This is a genomic window from Shigella sp. FC1967 (assembly GCF_001743005.1).
Taxonomy (GTDB): Bacteria; Pseudomonadota; Gammaproteobacteria; order Enterobacterales; family Enterobacteriaceae; genus Proteus.
Genome location: NZ_MIIZ01000209.1, coordinates 1 through 266, shown reverse-complemented (window position 1 = coordinate 266; position 266 = coordinate 1). Strand labels below are relative to the sequence as shown.

Sequence of the window (266 nt, the reverse complement as noted above, 5' to 3'; positions counted from 1 at the left end):
AGGCTGCGCGGTGATCTGCTGGTGGATACTGAGATGTACTGTGAAGGTCGAGGGTTGAAACCATACGAGCATGAGTACGCTCGTCGCTTAGTTCTGGGGCTAAGTGGACCGTTGCCGCGTGAACTGCGTGGGAAGCCGGTGACGGTTATCTCTGATGTGTCCAGACCAAAAAAGGTAAAGCGTCAGCCAAAGCAATTTGTTAAGACCGTAAATGGCGTCACCCTTGAACGCCAATTGGTGGCAGATGCAAGAGACCAGTTGGAAAT

The 266-nt window shown here is 51.9% G+C and carries 1 pseudogene; it reads left to right on the top strand.

The annotated features are described in order from the left end of the window. A pseudogene (locus BHE89_RS24170) lies at window positions 1-266 on the top strand (phage head-tail adapter protein); the annotation flags it as partial.